Source organism: Vibrio sp. Vb0349 (genome assembly GCF_033338975.1).
Genome location: NZ_JAWOTS010000386.1, coordinates 1 through 1,098, shown reverse-complemented (window position 1 = coordinate 1,098; position 1,098 = coordinate 1). Strand labels below are relative to the sequence as shown.

Below are 1,098 nucleotides of genomic sequence, written 5' to 3'. Positions count from 1 at the left end.
TACCTCTGAATTTATGGATATGCCGTTGGACATTGTAGCAAGCAATGGTACTTTTCTTTACTCCCAAGAACAGATGCAACTATGTTTACATCATATTTGATTCTTTTGGGATGGGTTTTTAGCTGGAGATCCTAATGTATAAGGACTTTTTTGGGTTTGTTGAGCAGCCGTTTTCGATTGTTCCCAACTCACGTTATTTGTATTTAAGCCAACGTCATAAAGAAGCGATCACGCACCTCAATGCGGGATTGGGCGACGGCGGTGGTTTTGCCATGCTGACCGGTGAGGTAGGAACAGGCAAAACGACAGTGGCCAAAGCCATGCTCGCGAATTTAGATGAAAGCACCAAAGCGGGGCTGATTCTCAATCCGACTTTTTCGAGCCGAGATCTGCTAGAAGCGATTTGCGATGAATTTAAGATCTCTTATCCGCAGGATGCGACGTTAAAACAGCTAAACCAAGTCATACATCATTATTTGCTGCGTAACCACAAGGTGGGTTGGCAGACGTTGCTCGTCATTGATGAGGCTCAGCATCTTGCTGCCGATGTACTTGAGCAACTGCGCTTGTTAACGAACTTAGAAACCGATACCAGAAAGCTGCTTAAAGTGCTGTTGGTAGGGCAGCCAGAGTTGCAACGCTTGTTACAGACTACGCAGTTGCGTCAGCTCGCACAGCGTATCACTGGCCGTTATCATCTGTTACCTCTTGATGAGAAAGAGACTGCGGATTACATCGCGTTTCGTTTGCACACGGCTGGTGGCGATCAGCAACTGTTTCATCGCAGTTCCAGTAAGTTGATTGCGAAGTATAGCCATGGCATTCCGCGTCTCATCAACCTGATTTGTGATAAAGCATTGAATATGAGTTATCACCAGGGCAGTGTCGTTGTCGATAAACAGACGGTGCAACAAGCCTGCGAAGAAGTCATGCAGTTTCAGGCAGACATTTACCAGCAAGATAAAGCTCGTCAATCATTTACATGGCCAGCGTGGGGATCGGCTGCTATTGGTGTAATGGCAGCGGTTGGTGTCGGCTGGGCTGCAATAAATTACATGCCAATGAAGCCAAAGGCTCCGATGTCGGAAGTACCCGTTG

1 protein-coding gene is annotated in these 1,098 nt (G+C 46.9%); it reads left to right on the top strand.

What is annotated here, in order from left to right:
• Positions 1 to 134: 134 nt before the first annotated feature.
• A partial coding sequence (locus R7Q47_RS26050) for an ExeA family protein (protein ID WP_318090236.1) occupies positions 135 to 1,098 on the top strand: 964 nt, incomplete at its 3' end.